This window comes from Ruegeria sp. CDSC025, assembly GCF_059610805.1.
The window spans coordinates 16,983-41,177 of the sequence record NZ_JBXWOJ010000005.1 but is presented as its reverse complement, the minus strand read 5'-3'; the positions used below and the strand labels follow the sequence as shown (position 1 = coordinate 41,177).

The 24,195-nt window shown below is 58.2% G+C and carries 24 protein-coding genes; 8 read left to right on the top strand and 16 right to left on the bottom strand.

Going from position 1 to position 24,195, the window contains the following annotated elements:
* Positions 1-2: 2 nt before the first annotated feature.
* The 3 genes from AC2FH8_RS09325 to AC2FH8_RS09315 are packed head-to-tail and all read left to right on the top strand — an operon-like array spanning position 3 to position 2,439.
* Positions 3-935 (top strand): bifunctional riboflavin kinase/FAD synthetase, encoded by a 933-nt coding sequence (locus AC2FH8_RS09325; protein ID WP_142636514.1) that lies wholly within the window; start codon positions 3-5, stop codon positions 933-935.
* The gene (locus tag AC2FH8_RS09320) at positions 932-1,405 is read left to right on the top strand and encodes a YcgN family cysteine cluster protein (RefSeq protein ID WP_142636512.1); all 474 of its coding nucleotides are present in this window, start codon (positions 932-934) and stop codon (positions 1,403-1,405) included. The genes AC2FH8_RS09325 and AC2FH8_RS09320 overlap by 4 nt, the downstream gene beginning before the upstream one ends.
* Positions 1,405-2,439 (top strand): threonine aldolase family protein, encoded by a 1,035-nt coding sequence (locus tag AC2FH8_RS09315; RefSeq protein WP_281994979.1) that lies wholly within the window; start codon positions 1,405-1,407, stop codon positions 2,437-2,439. The genes AC2FH8_RS09320 and AC2FH8_RS09315 overlap by 1 nt, the downstream gene beginning before the upstream one ends.
* A gap of 16 nt (positions 2,440-2,455) precedes the next feature.
* On the opposite strand, the gene AC2FH8_RS09310 is transcribed toward AC2FH8_RS09315, so the two are convergent.
* Together AC2FH8_RS09310 and AC2FH8_RS09305 are read right to left on the bottom strand one after the other, a co-directional pair.
* Positions 2,456-3,268, bottom strand: coding sequence for an alpha/beta fold hydrolase (locus tag AC2FH8_RS09310; protein WP_496689535.1), 813 nt, complete (start codon positions 3,266-3,268; stop codon positions 2,456-2,458).
* A gap of 9 nt (positions 3,269-3,277) precedes the next feature.
* Positions 3,278-3,880: a 2-hydroxychromene-2-carboxylate isomerase gene (locus AC2FH8_RS09305; protein WP_496689533.1), complete on the bottom strand. Its 603-nt coding sequence runs from the start codon at positions 3,878-3,880 to the stop codon at positions 3,278-3,280.
* A 108-nt stretch (positions 3,881-3,988) separates the two neighbouring features.
* Here AC2FH8_RS09305 and AC2FH8_RS09300 point away from each other — a divergent pair, with 108 nt between their 5' ends.
* Positions 3,989-5,008: a ribose-phosphate pyrophosphokinase gene (locus tag AC2FH8_RS09300; RefSeq protein ID WP_142636504.1), complete on the top strand. Its 1,020-nt coding sequence runs from the start codon at positions 3,989-3,991 to the stop codon at positions 5,006-5,008.
* Positions 5,009-5,068: 60 nt separating this feature from the next.
* The gene (gene rpiB, locus AC2FH8_RS09295) at positions 5,069-5,521 is read left to right on the top strand and encodes a ribose 5-phosphate isomerase B (RefSeq protein WP_142636502.1); all 453 of its coding nucleotides are present in this window, start codon (positions 5,069-5,071) and stop codon (positions 5,519-5,521) included.
* 14 nt (positions 5,522-5,535) lie between these two features.
* On the opposite strand, the gene AC2FH8_RS09290 is transcribed toward rpiB, so the two are convergent.
* From AC2FH8_RS09290 to AC2FH8_RS09260, 7 genes are all read right to left on the bottom strand, one after another.
* Positions 5,536-5,886, bottom strand: a complete 351-nt coding sequence (locus tag AC2FH8_RS09290) for an H-type lectin domain-containing protein (protein WP_142636499.1) — start codon at positions 5,884-5,886, stop codon at positions 5,536-5,538.
* Between the two features lie 114 nt (positions 5,887-6,000).
* Complete coding sequence (locus AC2FH8_RS09285; RefSeq protein WP_142636498.1) at positions 6,001-6,411, bottom strand: F0F1 ATP synthase subunit epsilon; 411 nt, start codon at positions 6,409-6,411, stop codon at positions 6,001-6,003.
* Between the two features lie 12 nt (positions 6,412-6,423).
* Entirely contained in the window at positions 6,424-7,848 is a 1,425-nt protein-coding gene (atpD, locus tag AC2FH8_RS09280; protein WP_496689531.1) for a F0F1 ATP synthase subunit beta, read from the bottom strand.
* Between the two features lie 20 nt (positions 7,849-7,868).
* The gene (locus tag AC2FH8_RS09275; protein WP_281994983.1) at positions 7,869-8,744 is read right to left on the bottom strand and encodes a F0F1 ATP synthase subunit gamma; all 876 of its coding nucleotides are present in this window, start codon (positions 8,742-8,744) and stop codon (positions 7,869-7,871) included.
* A gap of 15 nt (positions 8,745-8,759) precedes the next feature.
* Positions 8,760-10,298: a F0F1 ATP synthase subunit alpha gene (atpA, locus tag AC2FH8_RS09270; RefSeq protein ID WP_281994984.1), complete on the bottom strand. Its 1,539-nt coding sequence runs from the start codon at positions 10,296-10,298 to the stop codon at positions 8,760-8,762.
* Positions 10,299-10,859 carry a F0F1 ATP synthase subunit delta gene (locus tag AC2FH8_RS09265; protein ID WP_496689529.1) on the bottom strand — a complete coding sequence of 187 codons (561 nt, stop codon included), beginning with the start codon at positions 10,857-10,859 and terminating at the stop codon, positions 10,299-10,301.
* Between the two features lie 310 nt (positions 10,860-11,169).
* Positions 11,170-11,904, bottom strand: a complete 735-nt coding sequence (locus AC2FH8_RS09260) for a class I SAM-dependent methyltransferase (RefSeq protein WP_281994985.1) — start codon at positions 11,902-11,904, stop codon at positions 11,170-11,172.
* A gap of 61 nt (positions 11,905-11,965) precedes the next feature.
* On the opposite strand from AC2FH8_RS09260, the gene gloB reads away from it, so the two are divergent.
* Both gloB and clpA read left to right on the top strand, forming a co-directional pair.
* Positions 11,966-12,733, top strand: a complete 768-nt coding sequence (gene gloB / locus AC2FH8_RS09255) for a hydroxyacylglutathione hydrolase (protein ID WP_496689526.1) — start codon at positions 11,966-11,968, stop codon at positions 12,731-12,733.
* A gap of 174 nt (positions 12,734-12,907) precedes the next feature.
* Positions 12,908-15,232, top strand: coding sequence for an ATP-dependent Clp protease ATP-binding subunit ClpA (gene clpA, locus AC2FH8_RS09250; RefSeq protein ID WP_142636483.1), 2,325 nt, complete (start codon positions 12,908-12,910; stop codon positions 15,230-15,232).
* A gap of 137 nt (positions 15,233-15,369) precedes the next feature.
* On the opposite strand, the gene AC2FH8_RS09245 is transcribed toward clpA, so the two are convergent.
* From AC2FH8_RS09245 to AC2FH8_RS09235, 3 genes are all read right to left on the bottom strand, one after another.
* Positions 15,370-17,049 (bottom strand): peptidoglycan -binding protein, encoded by a 1,680-nt coding sequence (locus tag AC2FH8_RS09245; RefSeq protein WP_496689524.1) that lies wholly within the window; start codon positions 17,047-17,049, stop codon positions 15,370-15,372.
* Between the two features lie 3 nt (positions 17,050-17,052).
* Positions 17,053-18,234 (bottom strand): biopolymer transporter ExbB, encoded by a 1,182-nt coding sequence (locus tag AC2FH8_RS09240; protein WP_282021534.1) that lies wholly within the window; start codon positions 18,232-18,234, stop codon positions 17,053-17,055.
* 69 nt (positions 18,235-18,303) lie between these two features.
* Complete coding sequence (locus AC2FH8_RS09235) at positions 18,304-18,834, bottom strand: gamma-glutamylcyclotransferase (RefSeq protein WP_142636477.1); 531 nt, start codon at positions 18,832-18,834, stop codon at positions 18,304-18,306.
* Positions 18,835-18,901: 67 nt separating this feature from the next.
* Between AC2FH8_RS09235 and AC2FH8_RS09230 the strand changes: the two genes are divergently transcribed.
* A complete protein-coding gene (locus AC2FH8_RS09230) occupies positions 18,902-19,903 on the top strand; it encodes a DUF2125 domain-containing protein (protein WP_142636475.1) in 1,002 nt (333 codons plus the stop codon).
* On the opposite strand, the gene AC2FH8_RS09225 is transcribed toward AC2FH8_RS09230, so the two are convergent.
* The 4 genes from AC2FH8_RS09225 to AC2FH8_RS09210 all read right to left on the bottom strand — a co-directional run bounded on the left by AC2FH8_RS09225 (position 19,900) and on the right by AC2FH8_RS09210 (position 24,099).
* Positions 19,900-20,619, bottom strand: coding sequence for an extensin-like domain-containing protein (locus tag AC2FH8_RS09225; RefSeq protein WP_282027583.1), 720 nt, complete (start codon positions 20,617-20,619; stop codon positions 19,900-19,902). The two genes, AC2FH8_RS09230 and AC2FH8_RS09225, sit on opposite strands and share 4 nt — an antisense overlap.
* Positions 20,616-21,536 carry a prephenate/arogenate dehydrogenase family protein gene (locus AC2FH8_RS09220; RefSeq protein WP_496677616.1) on the bottom strand — a complete coding sequence of 307 codons (921 nt, stop codon included), beginning with the start codon at positions 21,534-21,536 and terminating at the stop codon, positions 20,616-20,618. The genes AC2FH8_RS09225 and AC2FH8_RS09220 overlap by 4 nt, the downstream gene beginning before the upstream one ends.
* On the bottom strand, positions 21,533-22,618 hold the full coding sequence (gene hisC, locus AC2FH8_RS09215) for a histidinol-phosphate transaminase (RefSeq protein WP_496677614.1): 1,086 nt from the start codon (positions 22,616-22,618) through the stop codon (positions 21,533-21,535). The genes AC2FH8_RS09220 and hisC overlap by 4 nt, the downstream gene beginning before the upstream one ends.
* Before the next feature lie 65 nt (positions 22,619-22,683).
* Positions 22,684-24,099 (bottom strand): aminotransferase class V-fold PLP-dependent enzyme, encoded by a 1,416-nt coding sequence (locus tag AC2FH8_RS09210; RefSeq protein ID WP_282027584.1) that lies wholly within the window; start codon positions 24,097-24,099, stop codon positions 22,684-22,686.
* Positions 24,100-24,195: the final 96 nt, after the last annotated feature.

Below are 24,195 nucleotides of genomic sequence, written 5' to 3'. Positions count from 1 at the left end.
CTATGCGCATCATTCGTGACCTCCAATTCATCGAACCCCAAGATCGCGGCGCCAGCGTGGCGATCGGGAATTTCGACGGCGTTCATATCGGCCACCAATCTGTGATCGAACTGGCCCGCAGCGCCGCGCCGAGTGCACCTTTGGGCGTACTGACATTCGAGCCGCATCCCAGAGAATATTTCGCCCCGGACACCCCGCCCTTTCGCCTGATGCGCGGCAATGCCCGCGCGCACCGGTTAGCAAAACTGGGGGTCGAAAAGCTGTATGAGCTGCCGTTCAACGCCGCATTGGCTGGCCTGACGCCAAGGGAATTCGCCCGCAACGTGATCTGCGACGGGCTCGGCCTGTCGCATGTCGTCGTAGGTGCCGATTTCTGTTTCGGCAAAGGCCGCAGCGGCACCGCTGATGACTTGGTGCTCTTTGGGCAAGAGATGGGGTTCGGTGTCACCATCGCTCCGTTGATGGAGCGGTCCGAAAATGTCGTTTCATCCACTGCGATCCGTACTGCACTGACCGAGGGCCGCCCGCAGGATGCCGCTACTATGTTGGGTCACTGGCACCGGATCGAAGGCGAGGTGATCGGAGGCGAACAACGGGGCCGTGAACTGGGATTTCCCACCGCAAACATGTCCATTGAGGGGCTGCATCCGCCAAGATTCGGCGTCTATGCCGTTCTGGTCGATGTTCTGGATGGACCTCATCTGGGCAGCTATCAGGGCGCAGCCTCGGTTGGGACGCGACCGATGTTCAATGGTGAGGTCCCCAATATCGAAACCTTCCTGTTCGACTTCTCGGGTGACCTTTATGGCGCGACCCTGTCGGTGGGTCTGGTTGAATACCTGCGCCCCGAGATGACCTTTGACAGTCTGGACGGCCTGATCGCGCAGATGGATGCCGACTGCGACAAGGCCCGCGGCCTGCTGGCGGACCGATGACAACGGATCCGATCGACCGCACCGGCCTGGCCCCCAGGTTCTGGGAACGAAAACCGTTAACCCGCATGAACCAAGCTGAATGGGAAGCTTTGTGCGATGGCTGCGGCAAATGTTGTCTGAACAAACTGGAAGATGAAGACACCGGTGAGGTTGCGCTGACCTGCGTCGCCTGCCGTCTGTTGGATGACGAAAGTTGCCGCTGCACCCAATACGATATCCGCCACCAATTTGTGCCGGAATGTATCGTGATGACGCCGGGCAATATCAACGATCACGCCTATTGGCTGCCACAGACCTGTGCCTATCGCCTGTTGTGGGAGGGCAAACCCCTACACGATTGGCACCCGTTGATTTCGGGCACACCGGACAGCGTTCATGCCGCCGGAGTCTCGGTGCAGGGGCGGACCGTGTCCGAATTCGAAACTCCGCTGGAAGAGTGGGAAGATCATATCATCGAGGAGCCCAGCTAATGTACTTTGCCTCTGACAATTCGGGGCCGGTTCACCCGGCGGTCATGGAAGCGCTGAATGCTGCCAATCAGGGCTATCAGATGGCCTATGGAACCGACACCTTGATGAATGAGGTCCGGGATCGCATTCGCGGGGTGTTCGAGGCACCTGGCGCCGCCGTGTATCTGGTGGCCACCGGGACGGCCGCGAATTCGCTGGCGCTGGCGACGCTGGCGCAGCCGTGGGAGACGGTGTTCTGCTCACCCGTGGCACATATCCACGAGGATGAGTGCAACGCGCCCGAGTTTTACAGCGGCGCCAAGCTGACGCTGGTTCCGGGCGCGGACAAGATGGCGCCGGACGCGCTGCGCGGCTCGATTCTGGCCGAAGAAACACGCGGCGTGCATGGACCGCAGCGCGGACCTGTATCCATTACGCAGGTGACCGAACGAGGGTCTGTTTACACCCTGTCAGAATTGCAGGCGCTCTGCGCCGTGGCCAAAGAGTATGGGCTGCCAGTCCATCTGGACGGTGCGCGTTTTTCCAACGCCCTTGTTGCGTTGAACTGCTCACCCGCCGAGATGACGTGGAAAGCAGGCGTGGATGCGGTCAGTTTTGGCGGGACCAAAAACGGGCTGATGGGCGTCGAAGCCGTTGTCTTCTTTGATGAAAGCAAAGCCTGGGAATTCGAATTGCGCCGCAAGCGCGGGGCGCACCTGTTCTCCAAGCACCGCTATCTGTCCGCCCAAATGGCGGCGTATCTGCAGGATGATCTGTGGCTGACACTGGCCCGTCAGGCCAATAACAACTGCGCCCGTCTGACCGAGGGGTTGCGGGCCAAAGGTGCCTCTTTCCTGCACGCGCCGCAGGCGAATATGATTTTTGCCCAGTTTTCACGCGCCCAACACAAGCAACTGCATGCCGCAGGTGCTGTTTACCACTTGTGGGGGGCAGAGCTGGACGGGGCAGATGACAGCGAAATTCTAGCCTGTCGGCTGGTTTGTGACTGGTCCATCGAGCCTGCGCAAATTGATCGGTTCATCGCGCTCTTGTAACGACGCGTCCGAAGCTTCAGGCAGTGGCAGGCAGTCTGTTCCAAAAAGCCTCGATCAGAGCGCCGGTCTCTGTCGGGTGAGAGATCGGAGCCATATGCCCTGCCCCTTCGATCACGGTGCTTTCGGCCATTGGAAGACGGGATTTCAATCCAGAGTTTATCGCGACCATCACTGGGTGGGTGAGCGCGCCATGCAGCAGCAATACCGGCATATTGGCGTGTGCGATCCGCTCGGGCCGTAGCAAACCTTTGGAATCCATTATCAGTTCGTTTTCGACCTCGGACACCAGATGAATTCCACGCACCATCCCCGCCCGTGCAGTTTCGTGCATGTCTGACCAACGCGGCCCCCTATCTCCGGCCCACAACCGGTTGAACAGCCTTGCCGCCAAAGGTTCGTCGCCTGCTGCAAGCGCGTCCATACAAGGTTGGGCAACATGCGCGTATTCCGCCACAAGGTCCGGGGCATCCTGCTGTGCCACGGCAAAATACACCGGTTCGATCAGTACGACACTGCGAACCAATGTTGGATGCTCGACTGCCAGCCGCAAGGCTATCGCCGCGCCAAAGGAATGCCCGATCAGATCCATCGGCTCGGTCAGATGTTCAAGTGTGGCTTCGGTCAGCCGGTCATACAGATCCCCCTGGCGATCCCAGTCCGGGCTGCGCCCATGGGACAGCATATCCGGTGCAATAAAACTTGCCTGCCCTTTCATCGCCGCGGCTAGGCCTGCCCAGACCCCGGAATGAGCAATGGTACAATGCAAGGCCAGCACAGGGCGACCACCCTGCCCCAACTGCGTGACATGCAGGTTCTGCGCAACGGCCATTATGTTGTCCTATCCCTTCAGCCCGGCCAGATGCCTGTCCAGATCGTCCAACCTGTCTTGGCCCCAAAACCGCTGATCGTCTTCCGTTATATAGAACGGAGCTCCAAAAACTCCGCTTTCCACGGCTTCTTCCAGATTGGCGGTATAGGTCTCAGCCCCGAGCAGCAAGCCGCTATCGGCCAGATCCGGGGAAAACCCAGCGTCAGCCAGGCAAGCGCGGATCACGTCGTCCTGCGCGATGTCCTCTTCCTCGGCCCAGCAGGCGCGCACAAAGGAATGCACCAGCTGTCCCACATTCCCCGACCCGTCCTGAATGGCCGCGATAATGGCATAGGAAGACGGCGCCGCATTGGTGGGCCAATGGGCCGGTTGCAGGTTGAACGCCATACCCAGCTTTTTTGACTGTCGCTGCATTTCTTGCGTCCGGTATTCGATGCGCGAGATATGGCGGTCCTTGGGCGGAACACCTCCCGTACGTCCGAACAGGGCGACGATATCAAGCGGCTTGTAGTTGATTGTCGCACCATGTTTGGCCGCAATCTCCTCCAGGCGCAGTCCCGCCAGGTAGGTGTATGGCGAGAGTGTCGCAAAATAGTAGTCAATTTGGGCCATGTTCACTTTCTCCGCAGCGTTATCTTTGCTGGACGGTAAGGCCATGCTAAGCGGTGTCAACATCACGAATCTGTCACATTTGCCATTGCTGCCCGGGGACCTCAGCCGATGCCGACACTTCACGAACCCAAGTTAATCGCTGGGAACGCTAATCTTCCGCTTGCCGAATCCATTGCACGCCGAATGAGCCTGTATCGCGGCGTCGATCAGGGTCTGGTCGATGCCCGGGTCGAACGGTTTAACGACGGTGAAATCTTTGTCGAAGTGTTCGAGAACGTGCGCGGCGAAGATATGTTCATCGTCCAGCCCACCTCGAACCCGGCCAATGACAATCTGATGGAGCTGCTCATCATTGCTGATGCGCTGCGCCGTTCGTCGGCCCAACGGATTACCGCCGTGATCCCCTATTTCGGCTATGCCCGCCAGGACCGCCGCACCAAGGCCCGCACACCGATCAGCGCCAAGCTGGTGGCCAACATGCTGACTGGCGCCGGGATCGAGCGCATCCTGACCATGGATCTGCACGCAGCGCAGATTCAGGGGTTCTTCGACATGCCTGTCGACAACCTTTATGCCTCGCCGATCTTTGCGCTGGATGTGAAACATCAGTTCAAGGACAGCCTCGACGAGATTATGGTCGTTTCGCCCGATGTGGGCGGCGTGGCCCGGGCGCGCGAGTTGGCCAAGCGGATCAACGCCCCGCTGTCGATCGTGGACAAACGCCGCGAAAAAGCCGGCGAAGTCGCTGAGATGACCGTAATTGGCGATGTCAGAGACAAGATCTGTTTGATCGTGGACGACATGTGCGACACGGCCGGTACTCTTTGCAAAGCGGCGCAAGTACTGCTGGATAATGGTGCGAAAGAAGTTCATTCCTACATCACACACGGCGTCATGAGCGGCCCTGCGGTCGAACGCGTGACCAATTCGGTGATGAAATCTCTGGTGCTGACCGACACGATCCAGCCGACAGAAGAAATAACCAAGGCCAAGAACATCCGCATCGTGCCCACAGCCCCGATCTTTACGCAGGCGATCCTGAATATCTGGAACGGCACCAGTGTATCGTCACTGTTCGAGGATAAGACCCTGACGCCGATCTACGAGTCGATGTATCATAGGGATTGATCGAACGCGGCGGCCCAAGGGCCGCCTCTTTTCTTTCTGCAATACAGGTCGGAGTTTACCGTGACAGCCTCAAAACGCATTGTTCTATCCAGCGACCACGCAGCCATCGAATTACGCCAGGCGGTTGCCTCTCATATTGCGGCCCAGGGATGGGACGTCGTCGATATCGGCCCCAAGACACCTGAGAGCACCCATTACCCTGTTCATGGCAAGGCCGCCGCCCAAGCAGTGGCTTCCGGGGATTGTCAGCTTGGCATCGTTCTGTGTGGAACGGGTCAAGGTATCATGATGGCGGCCAACAAGGTCCCCGGCATTCGCTGCGGTGTCTGCTCGGATGCCTTTTCCGCACGCATGATCCGCCAGCATAACGACGCCAACATGCTGTCTGTCGGCGCCCGGGTCGTGGGTGAGGGTCAGGCGCTGGATATAGTGGATGCGTTCCTGTCAGCCGAATTCGAAGGCGGACGGCATGCACACCGGGTCGCCATGATAGAGGCATCGGACGAGTCCTAAACCCAAGGCTGGCTTCACAGAATATCCCAGTCATCCTCATGTGGCACCTCGCCGAACGCTGTCCAAGATATTCGGATGCGCGCGATGCGGGTATCCGACCAGGTACGGAACACCGCAGCAAATCCCTCGGGCGTGATGTCCTCGGCCTTGACCTCGGCGCGCAATGCCGAAGATGTATCAACATCCCACAGTGACACGCTGATCTGTACAACAGGCGCGGAACGGAATGGCTGGCTGAATTCTATGTCCGAGCGTCGTTCGCGCGGCCCCTCGCCTGTCCACATGTCACCGCCATCTGCGAAGTCGGAGAACAGCACAACTTCGCCTTGGTCGATTCCAATCGGATGGGTACTAAAAGTCTGCATTTTGTCGTCTTTTATAAAGAATTACGGAACCTTAGACCGCCCTTCATCCAAAATCACCACAAAAAAACGGCCCCGCACAGGCAGGGCCGTTTCTAAATCTACATGTCCTGAAACTTACAGGCTCATATGTGTCCCAAGAGCTTCCATATCGGCCAGCAGCTTGGCCGCATCGTCGACGACTGATTGATCGTCGCCGCCTTTGGCCGCGTCATGCGACGCACGTGCCTCGGCGATCAGATCGTCCAGATGCGCGCGGGTCACTTCAGAGACCGGAATGGCCTTTTCGGCCAGAACCGACATGCTGTCGCCATTGATCTGGGCAAACCCGCCGGTGACCAGGTATTCGCTGGACCCTTCGGGTGCCTCGACCTTTAGCAGACCGGGGCGCAACGTGGTGATGGTGGGGGCATGATCGGGCATCGCCGTCATGTCCCCGTCCGCGCCGGGAAGCTGGACCGCAGTCACCGCGAGCGAAGCAAGGCTCCGCTCGGGGCTGACGAGGTCAAAGTGCATCGTGTTTGCCATCAGGTGTGCTCCTTAGGCGGCTTCTGCGGCCATCTTTTCCGCTTTGGAGATCACTTCATCGATGCCGCCAACCATCAGGAAGGCTGCCTCGGGCAGGTGATCGTATTCGCCGGCCACAACGGCCTTGAACGACGCGATGGTGACATCCAGAGGAACCTGAACACCAGGCGAGCCAGTGAAGACTTCGGCCACGTCAAACGGCTGCGACAGGAAGCGTTCAATCTTACGGGCACGGGCCACGGTCAGTTTGTCTTCTTCCGACAGTTCGTCCATGCCGAGGATCGCGATGATGTCCTGCAGCGACTTATAGCGCTGGAGGATCTGCTGAACGTCGGTCGCAACGGTATAATGCTCTTCACCGACGATGGCCGGGTCGAGCAGACGCGAGGTCGAGTCGAGCGGGTCAACGGCAGGGTAGATACCCTTTTCCGAGATCGCACGGTTCAGAACGGTGGTCGCATCCAAGTGTGCGAACGAGGTGGCCGGCGCAGGGTCGGTCAAGTCATCCGCAGGAACATAGACGGCCTGAACCGAGGTGATCGAGCCGGACTTGGTCGAGGTGATGCGTTCCTGCATCGCGCCCATGTCGGTCGCCAGTGTCGGCTGGTAACCCACAGCCGAAGGAATACGACCCAGCAGAGCCGAAACCTCGGAACCCGCCTGCGTAAAGCGGAAGATGTTGTCGACAAAGAACAGAACGTCGGCACCGGTTGCATCACGGAACTGTTCCGCCAGGGTCAGACCCGACAGAGCGATCCGCATACGGGCTCCCGGAGGCTCGTTCATCTGGCCGTAAACCAGCGCGATTTTCGAGTCTTCCAGCTTGTCGGGAACGATAACGCCGGATTCAATCATCTCGTGATACAGGTCGTTGCCTTCACGGGTCCGCTCACCAACGCCCGCAAACACGGACACGCCCGAGTGCACTTTGGCGATGTTGTTGATCAATTCCATGATCAGAACGGTTTTGCCAACACCGGCGCCGCCGAACAGGCCGATCTTACCGCCTTTGGCGTAAGGGGCCAGCAGGTCAACAACCTTGATGCCGGTCACCAGAACTTCGGATTCAGTGGCCTGATCCGCGAAATCCGGCGCGTCCTGGTGGATGGAGCGCGTTTCGGTGGTTTTCACGGGACCTTTTTCGTCGATGGGCTCGCCCACAACGTTCAGGATACGGCCCAGGGTCGCGTTGCCGACTGGAACCGCAATCGGTGCGCCGGTGTCCGTGACTTCGGCACCACGTACAAGACCTTCTGTCGCGTCCATCGCGATGGTGCGGACTGTGTTTTCGCCCAAGTGCTGAGCCACTTCCAAAACCAGCTTCTTGCCGTTGTTGGTGGTGTCCAGCGCGTTCAAAATTTCAGGCAGTTCATCTTCGAAGTGCACGTCAACAACGGCCCCGATGATCTGTGTGACTTTGCCTTTTGCATTCGCCATGTTTCGTCTCCGGTTTGTCTCTACAGCGCTTCGGCGCCGGAAATAATTTCAATCAGCTCGTTGGTGATCACGGCCTGACGCGAACGGTTGAACTGGATCGTCAGCTTGTCGATCATCTCACCCGCGTTGCGTGTCGCGTTGTCCATCGCGGACATCCGTGCACCCTGTTCCGAGGCTCCGTTTTCGAGCAGTCCCGAGAAGATCGCAGTCGCAACCGCCTTGGGCAGCAGATCGGCCAGGATGGCCTCTTCGCTGGGCTCGTAATCAAAGACCGCGCCGCTGTCGTCCCCTTCGACATCCTCAAACGAGGCAGGGATGATCTGCTGTGCCGTCGGGATCTGGCTTACGACGTTGACGAACTTCGAGTAGAAGATCGTGGCAACGTCAAACTCACCCGCGTCGAAACGGGACAGAACGTCCTTCGCAATGTCCTGCGCGTTGGTGTAACCCAGCCGCTTGACCTCGCTCAGGTCGACATGTCCAACGAACAGATCGCCATAGTCGCGCTTGATTGCGTCGCGACCTTTCTTGCCGACGGTCAGTATCTTGACCGTTTTGCCCTTGGCCTTCAGCTCATATGCTTTGGCGCGGGCCAGCTTGGCGATGTTCGAATTGAAGCCGCCACACAGGCCGCGTTCAGCTGTCATTACAACCAGCAGATGGACATCATCACTGCCCGTACCCCGGAGCAGCTTGGGGGCGCTGTCGCTGCCCCCAACCGATGCCGCCAGCCCCGCCATCACGGCATTGAACCGTGCGGCATAGGGGCGCGAGGCTTCGGCAGATTCCTGGGCGCGGCGCAGTTTTGCGGCCGCGACCATCTGCATGGCCTTGGTGATCTTGCGGGTCGATTTGACCGACTCGATCCTGTTTTTTAGATCCTTAAGATTTGGCATGTGCCCGCCTCTCCCTTAAGCGAAGGTTGCGGCGTATTCGTCCAGCGCAGCCTTGATCTTGTCGGAAGCATCACCCTTGATCTTGGGATCTTCGTCCGTGATCCACTGAAGCAGATCCGCGTTCTTGCCACGCAGATGCGCCAGCAGGCCAGCTTCATAGCGGCCAACATCGGTGACGTCGATCTTGTCGAGGTAACCGTTGGTTCCGGCGAAGATGACGCAAACGATTTCAGCGTTGGTCAGCGGTGAGTACTGCGGCTGTTTCATCAGCTCGGTCAGACGCGCACCACGGTTCAGCAGCTGCTGGGTTGCGGCGTCAAGGTCGGAACCGAACTGCGCGAAGGCAGCCATTTCACGGTACTGAGCCAGTTCCAGCTTAACCGGGCCGGCAACCGACTTCATCGAGTTGGTCTGAGCCGAGGAGCCCACACGCGAAACCGACAGACCGGTGTTCACAGCAGGACGGATACCCTGATAGAACAGCTCGGTTTCCAGGAAGATCTGGCCGTCGGTGATCGAGATCACGTTGGTCGGAATAAACGCCGAAACGTCGCCACCCTGGGTTTCGATAACCGGCAGAGCCGTCAGCGAGCCCGCGCCAAAATCTTCGTTCAACTTCGCCGAACGCTCCAGCAGGCGGGAGTGGAGGTAGAAAACGTCGCCAGGATAGGCTTCACGTCCGGGCGGACGACGCAGCAGCAGCGACATCTGACGATAGGACACGGCCTGTTTCGACAGGTCATCATAGATGATCAGCGCGTGGCGGCCATTGTCACGGAAGAACTCAGCCATCGCGGTCGCGGCATAGGGTGCCAGGAACTGCATCGGCGCCGGATCGGACGCGGTTGCGGCCACAACGATCGAATATTCAATCGCACCGGATTCTTCCAGTTTCTTCACCAGCTGAGCAACAGTCGAACGCTTTTGGCCGATGGCCACGTAAACGCAGTACAGCTTCTTGGACTCATCGTCGCCCGCTGCTTCGTTGTACACTTTCTGGTTCAGGATTGCGTCCAGAGCAACGGCAGTTTTACCGGTCTGACGGTCGCCAATGATCAGCTCACGCTGGCCACGGCCAATCGGGATCATCGCATCGACCGATTTCAGGCCGGTTGCCATCGGCTCGTGAACCGATTTACGCGGGATGATGCCCGGCGCTTTGACGTCTGCAACGCCGCGCTCGGTGGATTCGATCGGGCCCTTGCCGTCCAGCGGGTTGCCCAGGCCGTCAACAACACGACCCAGCAGACCGTTGCCGATTGGCACGTCCACGATCGAGTTGGTGCGCTTAACAGTGTCACCTTCTTTGATGTCACGGTCAGAACCAAAGATAACAACACCGACGTTGTCGCTTTCCAGGTTCAGCGCCATGCCCATGATGCCACCGGGGAATTCGACCATCTCACCGGCTTGCACATTGTCCAGGCCGTATACACGGGCAATCCCGTCACCGACGCTCAGCACGCGACCGATTTCGGCCACTTCGGCTTCCTGACCAAAATTCTTGATCTGGTCCTTCAGGATTGCAGAAATCTCTGCAGCTTGGATTCCCATTTATCCGACCTCTTTCATTGCATTCTGTAGGGAGTTGAGCTTGGAGCGGATCGAGCTGTCGATCATCTTCGAGCCCACTTTAACGACAAGACCGCCGATGAGGCTTTCATCAACGGTCGCATTTATTGTCACGGTCTTGCCCACACGCTCGGACAGCGTTTTGGACAGTTTATCCATCTGTGTCTTAGTCAGCGCCTTGGCCGAGGCGACATCGGCGGTCACTTCGCCACGCTCTTCGGCCAGCATGTCGCGCAGAACCTGCACCAGTTGCGGCACAACGAACAGACGGCGTTTCTGCGCCATCAGACCCAGCGTGTTGCGCAGGATGGCGTTCAGACCCATCTTGTCGGCAATCGCTGTAATCGCGCCTTCTTGTTCAGCGCGCGAAACCAGAGGCGAGGCGATCAGGTCGCGCAGATCGGCACTGTCACCCAATGCTGCTGCCAGATCGTTGATTCCGGTTTCCAGACCTGCCAGGTCTTTATTCTCTTTAGCGATCTCAAAAATCGCTATGGCATAGCGCTCGGCGATGCCTGTGGAAATCGAAGCTGGTTCGGACACGTCCACCCTTCCGATATTTTGGGCCCCGAATTCGCGTTGCGGCAGCTACCCGGGGGCGTGAAGAAACCCCGTCCATAAGGCCGGGGATCAAAATCAACGGGGATGTAGCAGAGGTAAACCCAGCTAGCAACATATTATCACCATGGGCACCTTATCCACAAAGCGTTCTATTTCAGATACTTAGCTTGGGTGCGACCCTTTTATACGGCTGATGAGGGTGAAAAATGTTACCAAACCGCAAGGTTTTGCGATTCCTGCAGCCATTTTCGCGTGTTTCGGCCTTATGATGGAAGCTAGTACCGGCGTTGCGCTAGGCTGGCTTGAGCAGGCCATCCAGCGCCTTGATCTGACGGCGCCCTGTCGCTTTGGTGACGGTTCCGCTGGGCGGTCTGATTTGCTTTGTCGCCTCAACCATCAGAACGCCGCCTGCCATGATCGTCGGCAAACGCTGGCCAGTTTTCTCTATCAGGCTGCCGGATTTCAACCAGAACCGACGGAAGGACGGAGGCAAATACAAGGCGGAACAATAGTTATCCGTCATAAAGTGATGCGCCCTTAGCTGGCTTTCCAACTGCGAGGCAGAATAAGGGCGCCCGAATCCAAATGGCGTTCGATCGGTCCGTGACCACAGCCCCGCACGGTTCGGTACGATAAAAAGCGCCCGTCCACCGGGACCAAGCACACGCCAGCATTCCGCCAGCAATTCGGCGGGACGTTGTGACGTTTCAAGTCCATGCATCACCACCAGCTTGTCCACATGGCCCGTTTCAATCGGCCACAAGGTCTCTTCCGTCAAAACAGATACGTTGGCCATTCCAGCAGGCCAGGGCATCACCCCCTGCGGCCCGGGCATCAGCCCGATGACGCGGCGCGCATCTTTCAGGTAGGGCCGCAACAACGGCACAGCAAAGCCAAACCCTACGACGGTTTGACCTTTGGCCTCGGGCCACAGATCAATCATTCGCCCACGAATGGCCGCCTGCGCTGCACGACCAAGAGTGCTGCGGTAGTAGAAATTCCTCAGATCCTGCACATCAAGATGCATTGCGGACACCTGGCCAATCGGATTAGCTGAGCGCAGTCTAGCAACGAAAGGGCAAAAGGCCATGCCTCTTGAGATCGTCACCATCCCATGTCTCAGTGATAACTACGCATTTCTGGCGCATGACGCGGTTAGCGGCAACACCGCATTAATCGACGCGCCCGAAAGCGAACCGATTCTGTCAGAACTGGAACGACGTGGCTGGGGCTTGTCTCATGTGTTGCTCACGCATCACCATTTCGACCACGTAGACGGGTTGCCGGCCATTTTGGAACAGCACCCGGCGACGGTGATCGGCGCGGCAGCCGACGCACATCGCCTGCCACCTTTGGATCAACAGGTCAATGACGGCGACAGTTTTGAAATCGGCGGGGAACCCGTCCTTGTTCTGGACGTTTCGGGGCATACTCTTGGTCACATCGCCTTTCACATGCCGCAAAGCGCGGTGGTCTTTACCGCCGACAGCCTGATGGCAATGGGTTGTGGACGCCTGTTTGAAGGCACCGCACCGCAGATGTGGGAATCGCTGTGTAAACTGAGCGCCTTGCCGGATGACACGCTGGTTTGTTCAGGGCACGAATACACGCAGTCCAACGCCAAATTCGCTCTCACCGTCGATTCAGGAAATTCTGCGCTGCAGAAACGCGTCGCAGAAATTGACAGCACCCGAGCCGCCCAACAGCCTACGGTTCCCTCCACTCTGGCGTTGGAAAAGGCCACTAACCCCTTCCTGCGCGCTGCTGACCCGGCGATTCAGGCGCATCTGGGTATGGCAGGCGCCGAACCAGCCAAAATTTTTGCTGAAATCAGGGCTAGAAAAGATCGGTTTTGATACCTATTTCACCTACTTCACAGCCACGGTCACAACAAATGTGACTGTCAAGAGCAAGAAAACCCTTGAAGCCGGGCTCCGATCAACCAAACTCTAATAGTATGAGGACATGGTTGGGATGGGGATCCGGCCTTCAGCCCGCCCCCTTCTGACCCAAGACAGAGGAGCACCCGCGTGCCTTCATTCTCGAGCACACTAGAACAAGCCATCCACGCGGCCCTGGCGGCTGCGAATGAACGGCGACATGAATTCGCAACGCTGGAGCATCTGCTTCTGGCATTGTTGGAAGAGCCCGATGCGATCCGCGTGATGAAAGCCTGCAGCGTCGATCTTGACGAATTGCGCAGCACTCTGGTGGAATTCATCGACGAAGACCTATCGAACCTTGTCACCGATATTGACGGGTCCGAGGCTGTACCGACAGCCGCTTTCCAACGTGTGATCCAGCGCGCTGCGATCCATGTTCAAAGTTCGGGCCGGACCGAAGTGACCGGGGCGAATGTTCTGGTCGCGATCTTTGCCGAACGCGAAAGCAACGCAGCCTATTTCCTGCAGGAACAGGATATGACCCGGTACGATGCGGTGAATTTCATCGCCCATGGTGTGGCCAAGGACCCGGCCTACGGCGAAAGCCGTTCGGTATCGGGCGCGGATCAGGCAGAAGAGGAAACTCCGGCCAGCACCGCCGATGGCGAGCAAAAAGAAAGCGCGCTGGGGAAATACTGCATCGACCTGAACGCGAAATCGCGCGCGGGCGATATCGACCCGCTGATCGGTCGTGCCGATGAGGTTGAGCGCTGCATTCAGGTGCTATGCCGCCGGCGCAAGAACAACCCGCTTCTGGTCGGTGATCCGGGCGTTGGCAAAACCGCAATCGCAGAGGGACTGGCATTTAAGATCATCTCTGGCGAGGCCCCCGATGTCCTGTCAGAAACCACCATCTATTCGCTGGATATGGGTGCATTGCTGGCGGGCACCCGCTATCGCGGTGATTTCGAAGAACGCCTGAAAGCGGTCGTGACCGAGCTTGAGGATCACCCAGACGCGGTTCTGTTCATTGATGAAATCCACACCGTCATCGGTGCCGGTGCCACCTCGGGCGGGGCAATGGATGCCTCGAACCTGCTGAAACCGGCCCTTCAGGGTGGAAAACTGCGCACTATGGGTTCGACCACCTACAAAGAGTTTCGCCAGCATTTCGAAAAGGATCGCGCGCTCAGCCGCCGGTTCCAGAAGATTGACGTGAACGAACCTTCGGTCGAGGACAGCGTAAAAATCCTGCGCGGTCTGAAGCCCTATTTCGAAAAGCATCACGAGATCAAATATACAGCCGACGCGATTAAAACCGCGGTCGAGTTGTCAGCACGCTACATCAATGACCGCAAGCTGCCCGACAAGGCGATCGACGTGATTGACGAAGCCGGTGCAGCCCAGCATCTAGTTGCTGAAAGCAAGCGCCGCAAGACCATCGGCGTCAAAGAGATTGAGGCCGTTGTTGCCAAGATCGCCCGCATTCCACCCAAGAACGTCACCAAGGACGATGCCGAGGTTCTGAAAGACCTTGAAAAGTCGCTCAAACGGGTGGTCTTCGGACAAGACGTGGCGATTGAGGCGCTGTCCAGCGCCATCAAACTGGCGCGCGCCGGTCTGCGCGAGCCGGAAAAGCCCATCGGCAACTATCTGTTTGCTGGCCCAACCGGTGTGGGAAAGACCGAAGTCGCGAAACAGCTGGCGGATACGCTGGGAGTGGAACTGCTGCGTTTTGATATGTCGGAATACATGGAGAAACACGCGGTCAGCCGCCTGATCGGTGCGCCTCCGGGCTATGTCGGGTTCGACCAAGGCGGTTTGCTGACTGATGGCGTCGACCAGCATCCGCATTGCGTTCTGCTGCTGGATGAGATTGAAAAAGCCCACCCGGACGTGTTCAACATCCTGCTGCAAGTGATGGACCACGGAGAGCTGACCGACCACAATGGTCGCACGGTGAACTTCCGCAACGTGGTGCTGATCATGACCTCGAATGCAGGGGCGCAAGAACAGGCAAAGGCGGCCATCGGCTTTGCCCGCGACCGCCGCGAAGGTGAGGATACCGCCGCGATCGAACGTATGTTCACACCGGAATTCCGCAACCGTCTGGATGCTGTCATTTCCTTCGCGCCGCTGCCGAAAGAGGTCATCCTGCAGGTGGTCGAGAAGTTCGTGCTGCAGCTTGAAGCACAGCTACTGGACCGCAATGTGACCATCGACCTGACGCCAAAAGCCGCCGAATGGCTGGCCGACAAAGGCTATGACGACAAGATGGGCGCACGCCCATTGGGACGCGTCATTCAGGAACACATCAAGAAACCTCTGGCCGAGGAGCTGCTGTTCGGCAAGCTGGCCAAGGGCGGTGTCGTTCGCGTCTCGGTCAAGAAGGGAGAGCTGGATCTGGACATTTTTGGCCCCGATCAACCGCGCATCCCTGGCGACAAACCCCCGCTTCTGACTGCAGATTAAAAGCAGCGCATCAAATCAAAGCCCGGCTTCTACGCCGGGCTTTTTTCTTGCCCGAGCCGAGTCACCTGTCTCAAAAGAAAATCTCAGGGGCGCCCGGAAAACCACCCAACTCTGACAATGGGCCTTCCTTGCTGCAATCAGCGCTCTGTCAGCTTCAATTCGATCCGGCGATTCTGAGCGCGCGCTTCTGGGGTGTTTGCGGGGTTGAAGGGTTGGAATTCACCAAAGCCATTGGCCGCCAGACGTTGCGGTGGAATATCCAACGCATCGACCATATAACGGACAACCGACAAGGCGCGTCCCTGGCTAAGCTCCCAGTTGTCCCGATAGCGGCCAGTTCCGGCCAGCGGGACATTGTCGGTATGGCCGTCAACGCGAATAACCCAGTTCAGGCCTTCGGGAATTTCAGCCGCGACACTGCGCAGTATATTGGCCACCTTGGCGATCTCAAGCTGACCCTTGGGCGACAGCACTGCTGATCCTGTATCGAACAGTACTTCGGACGAGAACACAAACCGATCGCCTTCGATCCGAACGCCTTCCTGATTACCCAGCACATCGCGCAACCGGCCGAAAAATTCAGAGCGATATCGCTGAAGATCCTCGGCCTGCGCCGTAAGTTCTTGGTTCTGGCCCGAAAGGGCTTCGGCCTCGGCCTCAAGCCGGGCGCGCTCGGCCTCTTCCAACAAACGGCGGCGACGCTCTTCCGAGGCGGCGCGGGCGAGTGCGGCGTTCAGATCCTGACCCAATGTTTGAATACGAATATCAGCGGCGGCGTTGCGGTCTTCGTAATCGTCCAGCAAGGCCTGCAATCCACCCAACTGCTCGCGCAGGGCTGCCATCTGCTGGTTTAGCAAGGCAGTCTGACGCTGCGCCTTTGCTGAAACGGCTTTCTCGGCAGAGATTGCCTCACGCGCAACGGCCAGCAAGGCTGCGCGTTCTTCGGCCAATGTACGCTGTATCTGCTCCGCTGTCAGAGCGTCGGTTTGGGCGGCCAATGCCGCTTGCAGCTGGGCCTGCAACTCCTGACTATCAAGTTCACCAAATTGCCGCTCGAGCTCAGCCTTGGCAGCTTGCGCAGCGGCCAACAGGGTCAGGGTTTCTTCGGCTTGCTTGCGTTGCGCTTCCAGAGCCAGCGTCATAGCGGTCAGTTCCGCATCCGCGTCCTGCAGACGATTGCGCAGGTTTTCGGCAGCCGCAGCTTCGGCCAGGCGCGCGGCCTCTTCGGCGTCAAGCTGGCCTTCAAGCTCGGTGACCAATGCGGCCTGCGCGGCCTCATTTTGTTCCAGATCCGCCACCAACGCTTCAAGCGCTTCGCGGCGGGCAGCATCAAGCCGGGCGGCCTCGGCCTGGGCATCGACCTCGGCACGGCTTTGGGCAAGGGCCAGGTTCAGGGCCTCTTGTTCATTCAGCAATTCCGAACGCTCAGATTCCAGTGAGGCGATAACCCCCAGCGACCGCTCCTGATCGGCCAACAGAGATGCGACCTGTGCTTCGAATGACGTGATCCTGGTTTCCGCCTGCGCCAGATCTTCCTCGGCCTGCGTCAGGGTCGCATTCAGCGCCCCTAACCGGGCCTGAAGGCGGCTGTTTTCCCGTTCTTCCAACCCAAGCGCACCCGCAAGGGCCGCCACTTCGCCGGACAGGGCGGTCAGTTCATCCTCTTGCCCCGAAATCGTCTCGCGCAGCACGAATTGCACCACCATGAAGATGGTCAACACAAAGGTCAGCACCATCAACAGCCCGGTCATCGCATCCACGAAACCCGGCCAGACCGACCCCTGAAACCGCTGACCTGTGCGACGGGACAGAGCCATGGATTACTCTCCTTCCGGAGCGGTTCGAACGGCGCCTCGGGGCAATGTAAGAGCTTTGACCAACAGTTCGATGTCCTTGCGCAGCTCGCTCATGCTTTCTTGGCGGCCTGCAGAAATTTCTTCGAGGATACGCAGCAACTGAACATCCATCGAGCGCAGGCGCATGCGGCTTTCTGCGTCTATTCCTTCGCTGGTCCCCTGTTCCCGCAGATGATCCAGCAGAGCGTCCTGCCCCAGTGCGACACGTTCCAGCGCAGCGGTGACATTCTCGGTCTCAGACTGACGCTGGTTCATATCTCCGATTGCGCCGACAAGATGCCCCAGCTTGCCCGACAGCTCGGCCCGGTCGGTTTCCTGCGCCGAAAACAAGTCCTGCAGGGCGTTCATCTGTTCGGACATTGCATCCAGAACCGGTGTCAGAACCGCCAGTTCGGTGCTGCTGCCGTCATCGCCTGCTGCAAAGCCGACACGGGTGATCGAGGACAACCATTCTTCGAGCTCTCGATAAAACCGGTTCTGCCCGTGGCCCGCGAACAGTTCCAGCAACCCCACAATCAGCGATCCGGCAAGGCCCAGCAACGAAGACCCAAAGGCCACGCCCATTCCCTGCAGTTGGGTTTCAAGGCCAACCATCAGGCGATTGAACACGGCCAGCCCTTCTTCGCCATCCTGCGGATTGAGACTGCGGATCGTGTCGACAATAGCGGGGACCGTCGTGGCCAAGCCAAAAAACGTTCCCAAAAGCCCAAGATAGATCAGAACATTGGTGATATAACGCGTGATCTCACGCTCTTCCTCGACCCGTTCGGCCACCGAATCCAAAATAGACCGGGTCGAACTGGAACTGATCTGCGACCGCGCACCCCGGTCCCGCAGCAGCGACGCCAGCGGTGCCAAAAGCTGAGGCGTGCGCGCGTCCTCATGAACAACGCCACCAACGAAGGACTCGATCCAGCGCACCGAACCGATCAACTGTGTCACCTGATAAAAACAGGCAATTACGCCGACGAAAAATACCAGAAGGATAAAACCGTTCAGATACGGGTTTGCATAGAAAACCGGCAAAACGTAAGGCAGCGCCATGAAGATGCCCATACCAGCCAGGCCGATCGCCACAAGCATCGTTACGATCTGACGAATGGGTTGCGAGAAATGCGGTCTCGCGCCCTGTTGTGCCTGCGCCATGCGCGTTTTTCCCGGTTCTTTTCTGCTCTGACGCGAATCTACCGAAAATCTGCCGGTGACGCCAAGGGTTTATGAGGTAATGCTTCGCACCCGTTGCGCTAACCACTCAAGATCGGGATCACGCAGACCAATCTCGGTCAGATGTTCAGCTGTGTTATAAAGGTATTCGGTATTTGGACCGCGCCCGCCGACAGCATGGGCAATGATCTGCGCCTGGTCTTCCAACGGCATGCCCCCGCAATACTGCACGTGATCTGCGTCGATAACATAGGTGACAGCCGTTACGACCTCGTCCGTTTCCAAATGCACATCAAGCATCTTTTCGACATAGGCCGACGAGATCAGCTCGCGCTCGCGCAGTTCATGCAAGGTACGCTCTTCGTGGCCTGCCTCGACGGCGAGGGCCAGACCTTTGCACAGGGTGTCACGCTGTTCATCCAACGCCAGAACAAGGCCGGGTTTCTCTTCGGTTCCGCGGTGATGAATCGAACTCATGCAGAAAGACCGCGCATATCCATTCAGGGTTGCGCGTTCGCTGCGGGACACGGGAAAGCCGGGATTCCACAGCAGCGACCCATATCCGAAAACCCACATCGTCATAGCACTGGTCCTTGCCCGTTTGCGCCTATAAACATCAATTTCAAGGCGGGAAAAAGGGCCATTAGCAATGCGCGGGCTAATACGAGTAGTCATTTTCATCACTGCGATCTGGAGCGCCTATTGGTTCGTCGCCGGATATGGATTGCGCAACGCGATCACAACTTGGTTCGACAACCAACAAGAAAGAGGCTGGCTGGCCGATTTTTCGGACGTAGCCACAGCAGGCTATCCATTCAACCACGTCACCCGACTGAACAGCCCCGCTCTGGCCGACCCGGTCAACGGCACCGCCTGGAGCGCCGACTGGATCGAATTCCAAAGCCCCGCGATCTGGCCGGGTCGACAGGTTCTGCGTTTCGCGGAAACGCCGCAGCTGCTGTCCTATTTCGATCAAACGTCGACCATCGTTGCAGCTGACCTGCAGGCCGAGCTGCAGTTGCAACCTGGTGTCGCGCTGGTGCTAGAGAAAATGTCTCTGACTGCCGGACCATGGTCCGTTGCCAATGATGCTGATTTGCTAGCAGCGGGAACCACGCTTGGTCTGGTGATGGAGCAAACCGAAAATCCTCAAGCCTATGCGATCAGCGCGCGGATCGATGGCTTTTCCCCCGGCGATGATCTGCGCGCCATGATGCATTCCGCCACCACACTGCCCCAGACATTCGATGCGCTGGAAATGGATATGGTCGCCACCTTTGACAAACCGTGGGATCGATCTGCACTGGAACAAAGCCGACCTCAGCCCACCCGGATCGACCTGCGTCTGGCTGAGATGAAATGGGGTGCATTGCGCCTGTTCGCTGCCGGAGAGCTGGACGTAGACGATCAGGGTATTCCTACCGGAGAGATTTCGATCAAGGCCGAAAATTGGCGTGAGATGGTTGCCATGGCCAACGCCGCAGGGGCCCTGCCCGATCAGGCGGTAGACCCTGTGACACGTGCCCTGAAATTCATGGCTGGCTTGGGGGGCAATCCCGATTCGCTGGATCTGCAGTTGAACTTCCGTGAGGGCTATGTGGCGCTTGGCCCGCTACCCCTTGGTCCGGCCCCGCGGTTGATCCTGCGTTAACGGCAGTACGGGCCACGGCGATACCGGGCTGTGTCCAAGTGAAAATGATCCCGGTGATACCGGTCCGCATTCGGGCCAAGTACCGTTCCGAACGGCCCGCAGGCGGCGCGCCAGATCTTGGTCAGTTGCTTCTTTGACGGGTTCTTGCGCCAACCGTTCAGAACGGTCACAACCTCGCCATTCGCCATCTTGAAACCTGATATGTCTATGGCCCGGCCCTTACCGTGTTCCGATATCCGCGCACCCTTGCGGTTGTTGCGCGTTCGGCATGCGTAGTGGGCCGCGACCTGCAGTTCGACAACGGGACCGCGCCTTTTGAAGGTGGGCTTCACGCTTTTCTCGACCCATTGGTTCAGCGCAATTGCTGTGCCGCAATCCATGGTGGACGGACGGCTAAGCGCCACACCAGAAACTGAGGTGATCTGTACCGCTTCCTTGATCCCGCAGGCTTTGATCTTGCCGGGAACATTACCCACCGGCTTGCCCTGAATTTCGATATTCCCGCAGACCGATGTTTTGCGCAGCTTACGCTTTTTGAACAGCACCTGCTGTACCAGCGTATTCGGTTGCAACTCTGGCTGCATCCCGACCGGAGCGGCAAAGGCCAGAACCGGTTGGTCATCGGGGGTCAACCGGTGTTCAGATGGCGTTGCATTCCCCATTGTGGCACCAAGTACCAACCACCCAATCGACAGAACGCTCCAGCCGCGCCTCATGGGTTGGTTTTCCCGCGACCGAAATCCGGGGCATCCGTATCCTGCCCGGCATCAATGATCCCGCGCCGGATCGCACGTGTGCGCGTGAAATAATCGAACAGCTGATCGCCGTCACCTGTACGAATGGCCCGCTGCAGCGCAAACAGTTCTTCGGTGAAACGCCCCAATATCTCTAGCGTCGCATCCTTGTTAGTCAGAAACACATCGCGCCACATAGTCGGGTCCGAGGCCGCGATCCGGGTGAAATCCCGAAAGCCCGCGGCCGAGTATTTGATGACCTCGCTATCGGTCACACGGCGCAGATCATCCGCTACGCCGACCATCGTATAGGCGATAAGGTGTGGCGCATGGGATGTCACTGCAAGAACCAGATCATGGTGATCGGCATCCATCTCATCAACATTCGAACCCAAACCCGTCCACAACGAGCGTAGTCGCGCTACGGCCTCCGGGTCCGAGCCCTCTACCGGCACCAAAAGGCACCACCGATTATCGAACAGCTCGGCAAATCCGGATTCAGGGCCGGAATGCTCGGTCCCGGCCAGCGGATGCGCGGGAATGAAATGAACATCCTGCGGGATGTGAGGTGAGACATCCTGAATGACGTGTCGCTTTACCGAACCCACATCTGACACGGTCGCGCCCGACTTCAGGGCAGGCGCAATCTCCTGCGCTACCGCACCCATCGCGCCAACAGGCACGCACAGAACCACAAGGTCTGCACCCTCAACGGCCTCTTGCGCGGTGTCACAGATCCGGTCGCATAGGCCAATCTTGCGCGCGGTGTCGCGCGTGGCCTCGGACCGGGCATAGCCGGTTACTTCGGCGGCCAATCCAGCACGTTTAATCGCCCAGAACATCGACGATGCGATCAGGCCCAAACCGATCAGCGCAACGCGGTCATATACCTGGCTCATGCGGCGCCCCCTTTGAAAGCGGTTATGGCCGCAACGACACGGCGACAAGCCTCCTCGTCCCCAACCGTGATCCGAAGAGCATTTGGCAGGTTATATCCCGCGACGCGGCGCACGATCAAACCCTGTGTCTTGAGGTAATCGTCGCACGCTTCGGCCTCGGCCTGATCCTTAAAGCGGGCGAGAATAAAATTGGTGCTGGACGCATCCGAAGATACGCCGATTTTGGACAACTGGGCCGAAAGCCAAACCCGCAAGCGTGCATTTTCGCTGTGGCAAAAGGTCAGGTACTCTTCGTCCTTTATGGCGGCTTCGGCAGCGGCCAACGCAGTCAGCGACAGGTTGAAGGGCTGGCGCACCCGGTTCAGCACATCAATGATCTCTTGCGCCGCATAGCCCCAACCGACCCGCATCCCGCCCAGTCCATAGATCTTGGAAAAGGTCCGCGTCATGATCACATTCTCGAACCGATCCACCAGAGCGCGGCCTCCGTCGAACCCTTCGACAAACTCGGCATAGGCGCCATCAATCACCATCAGACAAGTCTGCGGCAAGCTTTCGGCCAGTCGGATAAGATCAGCCTCGGGGATCATGGTCGATGTCGGATTGCCCGGATTGGTCACGAACACGATCCGGGTCTGGTCAGTCACAGCGGCAAGAATGTTGTCCACATCCACGTGACGATCGGTTTCAGGCACCATCACCGGAGTTGCCCCCGCCATCCGAGCGATGATCGGGTACATCGAAAATCCGTGTTCGGTATAGATAACCTCATCCCCCGAACCGGCATAAGCCTGTGCCACGAATTGCAGCACCTCGTCACTGCCCACGCCGCAGATAATGCGCGCTGGGTCCAGCCCGTGGCGTTCGCCAATGGCCTTACGCAGACTGGCGTGATCTGTACTGGGATACCGATTCAGGGTGGCCGCACTGTCCCGTACTGCCTCGATCGCTTTGGGGCTGGGGCCAAAGGGGTTTTCGTTCGAGCTCAACTTGATCACATGGTCGACCCCCGCCACCTTCGACTGGCCGCCCTGATAAAGCGCGATGTCCATAATGCCGGGTTGAGGGGTGATCTGGGTCATAAGAGGCTCCGTATTTAGAAGCCCCTCATACCCGTCTCAAAGCGTTGAGAAAAGCGGCAATTCCCTTATGCCGCCTTGAAGCGGGCTGTCGCCGGGTCGGCGTCGTAAAAGGGAGTAAACTCTTCGGTCCGCCGGGACAGGTCATTGACGCTGTCGATGATGAAGCGGACAGTCTCTTGGGACATCAGATATGAAAAGTTCAGACGCACCCAACCGGGTTTTTTCAACTCTTCTCCAGCACCAAGCGCCGCATGCAACTGCTCCGAGGCTGCACGATCAATACCCAGCAACCGATGGGCATAGGGCCCGGCACAAGCACACCCACCCCGGGCTTGAATGCCATAAACATCACTCAGCATCCGGGTGAATAACTGCTGGTGCACCGGCTGACCTTTACTGTCATGAACAAGAAAGGAAAAAATCGGCAACCGATGTGGATTGTCCGCGCCCAACAAGGTCAGACCTGGGTTATCTCCCCACCCTTCCAATGCCATCTGGTTGTAAAGCGCCTCGCGCCTTGCGATTTCGTCTGCGCCAACTGCATCTTTGACCATGAAAGCCAACGCGGCACGGATGTCGCCTATGACATTCGGCGTTCCCGCCTCTTCGCGCGTTGCAAGATCGGCGCTGTAGTCATGCCCCCAAGGGGACACGAAACTCACAGTGCCACCACCGGGCCAGCTGGGGCATGTGCGCTGCACAACGTTTTGATTGACGATCAATACACCAGACGCGCCGGGCCCACCGGCAAATTTATGAGGAGAGACCACGATCGCATCCTTGCGCGCATCCGCCGGGCCCATTTCCATTGGCAGATAAGGCCCACCGCCCGCATAATCCCAAACCGCTACAGCGCCATTAGCCTTGAGCAGCCGCGTAACCGGGTCGGGATCAGTGATTATGCCCGTCACATTCGAAGCGGCCGAAAATGATCCGACGATCAGATCCGCATCCGCGTTTTCAACCAAGGCACGCTCTAAAGCCGACAGATCGACACCCCCTTCGGGTGCTTCGGGGATTTCAATCACCAGCGCTTTGCTTTCCCGCCACGGCAGGATGTTCGAATGGTGCTCATATGGGCCGATCATTACCACTGGTCGTGCAGCAGCCTCGATCCCCAACAGATTGACCAGCCGGTTGAGACCCGCTGTAGCGCCCGATCCCGTAAAGATCACCGCATCATTTTCCCCGGCGCCAACAATCCGGGAGATTTCCGCACGGGCCTCGCGGCGCAGTCGGGTCATGTAGGCCCCGCAATAAGACGCCTCGGTGTGGCTGTTGGCATAAAACGGCAACACATGCGCGGCCACAAAATCCTCGACCTGCTTCAATGCGCGACCCGACGCGACATAATCCGCGTAAACCAAAGGTATGTCCCCGCGCAGCCCCGGGATCATAACATTCTCGCCGATTAAGCCATCGCGCAACGTGTCGCTACGAACAGCAGCTTCAATGTCAGAACGAAATTGGGAAAGTGTCATTATACGGACTCCGAAGTTTCCCAACAAATATGATTGATATGTGTTGTGTATATAATGCATATTTTTAGATGGTTTTCATAAATCTTGTGTCGTATG